The organism is Paraburkholderia sp., from assembly GCF_035501035.1.
Lineage (GTDB): Bacteria > Pseudomonadota > Gammaproteobacteria > Burkholderiales > Burkholderiaceae > Paraburkholderia.
This window is the reverse complement of the sequence record NZ_DATJWR010000346.1, coordinates 1-3,288: the sequence shown is the minus strand read 5'-3', so window position 1 is coordinate 3,288 and position 3,288 is coordinate 1. Positions and strand designations below refer to the sequence as shown.

The 3,288-nt window shown below is 62.2% G+C and carries 4 protein-coding genes; 1 reads left to right on the top strand and 3 read right to left on the bottom strand.

Going from position 1 to position 3,288, the window contains the following annotated elements:
* The coding region (locus tag VMJ11_RS25440; protein ID WP_325622952.1) for a LysR substrate-binding domain-containing protein at positions 1-293 on the top strand (293 nt) is incomplete at its 5' end.
* A gap of 372 nt (positions 294-665) precedes the next feature.
* On the opposite strand, the gene VMJ11_RS25435 is transcribed toward VMJ11_RS25440, so the two are convergent.
* From VMJ11_RS25435 to VMJ11_RS25425, 3 genes are all read right to left on the bottom strand, one after another.
* Positions 666-989 carry a calcium-binding protein gene (locus VMJ11_RS25435; RefSeq protein ID WP_325622950.1) on the bottom strand — a complete coding sequence of 108 codons (324 nt, stop codon included), beginning with the start codon at positions 987-989 and terminating at the stop codon, positions 666-668.
* Between the two features lie 126 nt (positions 990-1,115).
* Positions 1,116-1,793, bottom strand: coding sequence for a DUF6880 family protein (locus VMJ11_RS25430; protein ID WP_325622948.1), 678 nt, complete (start codon positions 1,791-1,793; stop codon positions 1,116-1,118).
* 66 nt (positions 1,794-1,859) lie between these two features.
* The coding region (locus tag VMJ11_RS25425; RefSeq protein ID WP_325622946.1) for a DEAD/DEAH box helicase at positions 1,860-3,288 on the bottom strand (1,429 nt) is incomplete at its 5' end.

The window sequence follows — 3,288 nt, the reverse complement described above, 5'->3', positions numbered from 1 at the left end:
GCCGGCGCTTTCCCGGTTATCCTGGCATTCGCAGCGTCAGGCGGCGGGGCTTCATCAATCAGGTCGGGCTGATCCTGGAGCCCGTCGCGCGGGGGCTCGGATTCAGCGTGATTCCACGTTACGCGCGTCAGGCATTCGCGCCGCAGGAGGCAATCGCGGTGGTCGAGTGCGCAGTGCCGGTGGTCGATACGCTGTGGCTGATCCATCGCGCCGAGTGGCCGCTTTCGAGCTGCGCGGCGCGCGCTCTGACATTTCTTCGCGAGCGACTCGCGGCTTCTGGCGTGGCGAGTTGAGTTTGGGAAAGAGGTGGTACCGCCGGACACTGTGGGCGACTCTTCATGATAGGTATAAATACGAACCCGGCTCTCGACTTGCCGTCCCGCACCCACATCCATTCGGTCGTCGCGTGGACGGCGGTCGCCATGATCCCACCTGTGCGAATGGCGATAGCCCGCCGGACACTGTTGCGATATAGAGGACTGCTTTACTCCGGAAGTGACCATTCGATGCGCGAGAACGCGAGCGGCCGAGAAGGGTCGGGTTCTGCCGGTCGCGACAAACTCGACGAAGGCTATTTCTGCCCATCCCCCGGAATATGAAAATCCGCCACAATTCCTTGCTTGACAAGGCTTTGCGTGGCCTTACCCCGGTGGGCGGCACGGGAATCAGAACGAATAGCCCTGATCGTGCCAGTAATGCCAGTCGGCCACTGCCTCCCGTGTGTTCCGGTCGGCTCCATTGGGAACAAGCTGGGCCAGTGGTACGACAATTTCGCGTTCACCGTGCCGTGCCATGACAAATATCGCGACGCGGCAAAGTTGGTCGTGAGCGAGGGCGATGACGGTGACGTTCTCGCCGCTCTTTAGCGGTGAGGCATCCATCGTCTTGCGCACCCGGGCCTTGAATGGAAACGAGAGCTGATCTTCAAGGTGGCAATACCAGCCCATCGCGCATTCTTCTTCGGTGTAGGTGTCGACCACGATTTCCATCGTGATCCGATGTTCGCGTCTGGCGTCGACTTTGGATCTGGCCATGATGGGGGCAGCGATAATGGGTTAGACATCGACAACGCGTCGCAGCACGGCTTTCCGGGGGCTCTTTGTCGCAAACCCGGTCTACGTTGCGCAGAGGGAGTCGAGCTCCAGCAACGCGCGATGCAAATCGCGGCGCTCGCTGTTCAGGCTATTTTTCGATCCGGGCGGTTTGTCCAGCAATCGCTGGAGCGAGTTCTTCAGCTCGGAGCCGTAGGCAGGTGCCCGGGGCTGTGCTGACGCGATAGCCCGAATCAGGGCGCGGTACTCTCCGTAGTTGTTGGTGACAATCGCCGCAACAACTTTCTCGGCGAATATTGCTGGCTCCACATCTGCGTTGACGCTCAGATCGACCAGATCGGAGCACGCCTGATCGAAAATGCAGCTGACTTCCCATCCTTCTTCGGTGGTACGTTCGAATATGGTTCCAGCCAGCGTGAACAACTGCCACATCAGTTCCGGTGCAAGATTCGGCGCCGCCCGGGAAATAGTCGAGGCAATGGCAACGCGCATCGCGTCGAGTTCTTCGGCCGTTTCGTCGACCTCCTCCGCATCGAGAAACGACGTCTGTTCGCCGAATTCGCTGATCCATTGGCCGACGGAGGCTGCAACGTCCTCGCCTCGCTGTGCGGACAGTTCGAATTGCAACCGACGCCGCATGCCCGGGTTCGTCATGGCCACCTCTGCAAGCAGAGTCGCCAGGCGTTCCGCCCCGACGGCCGCCAGGGCTTTGGCCTCGACCGGATTTTCTTCTTTCGGCATTGCTCCTCCAATGAATGCTGCTGAGGCAACAGGTAGGGGGGAAACGGTGAACAGATCCCGCTTGCGCTACGTTTCAGTGCCAGTCCTGATGCGCGAGCCAGACTTGGGGGCCGACGATCGCGCCGGCACGCCCGGAATGGGTTCGAACAGCGCCTCGAGATCAGCGGCTGAGAACTTGACGGTACTGGCAGCATCGTCGGAGAGGATCGCGTTGGCCAGTGCAGCCTTCTTTTCCTGGAGGGCGACGATTTTTTCCTCCACGCTGCCAGCGGTGATCAGCTTGTAGACGAACACCGGCTTGTCCTGCCCAAGCCGGTGCGCGCGATCGGTGGCCTGGTTTTCCACGGCCGGATTCCACCACGGATCGTAGTGGATGACGGTGTCGGCTGCGGTCAGGTTCAGACCCACGCCTCCAGCCTTCAGGCTGATGAGGAAGAGCGGCACCTCGCCCTGCTGGAAGCGGCGGACCGGGGCCGCACGATCGACCGTCTCGCCGGTTAGGACAACATAGGGAATCCCGGCCTTGTCGAGCGCGGAAGCGATGAGATCGAGCATGCTGGTGAACTGCGAGAAGAGCAGGATTCGGCGACCTTCCTCGATGAGTTCAGGCACCATCTCGAGCAGCAGCGCAAGCTTGGCGGATTCCTTCACGCGCGCCGCCTGCGTGGTCTTGAGCAACCCTGGATCGCAGCAGACCTGCCGGAGCTTGAGCAGCGCGTCGAGCACGATCAGATGGCTGCGCGCCAGACCATTGACGGCGATCGCATCGCGCACCTTCTTCTGCATTGTGGCCCGCACGGTCTCGTACAGGTCGCGCTGTGCACCTTCAAGCTCGACCGTGCGCACGATGGTGGTCTTCGGCGGCAGTTCAGTGGCCACTTCGTCCTTGCGCCGGCGCAGCATGAAGGGGCGCAGGCGGCGCGCGAGCAGTTCACGTCGCACCGTATCGCCGCCTTTTTCGATCGGGGTGCGCCAGCGCCGCGTGAAATCGTCACGCGAGCCCAGAAACCCGGGGAGCAGGAAGTCGAACTGCGCCCACAGTTCGCCCAGGTGATTCTCCAGCGGCGTGCCGGTCAGGCACAGGCGGTGTCTTGCCCGCAGGGCGCGAATGGTCGCAGCGGCCCTGGTGGCCGCGTTCTTGACGTACTGGGCCTCGTCCAAAATCAGCAGGTGGTACTCGTGCTGCACAAGGACGTCCTCGTCACGCCAGGCGAGTGCATAGGTCGTGAGCACGAGATCATGCTCCGCGATCTCCTCGAAACGCGCGTGGCGTTGCGCACCATGCAGGTTCAGCACGCGCAGCGCGGGCGCGAAGCGTTGCGCCTCGTCACACCAGTTGTGTACGAGTGTGGTGGGCACGACAATCAGCGCGGGCTGTCCGAGCCGGCCGGCCTCCTTTTCGGCGAGAATGTGCGCGAGCGTCTGCACCGTCTTGCCCAGGCCCATGTCGTCGGCCAGCACGCCGGAGAGGTTGTGTTCGCGCAGGAACTGCATC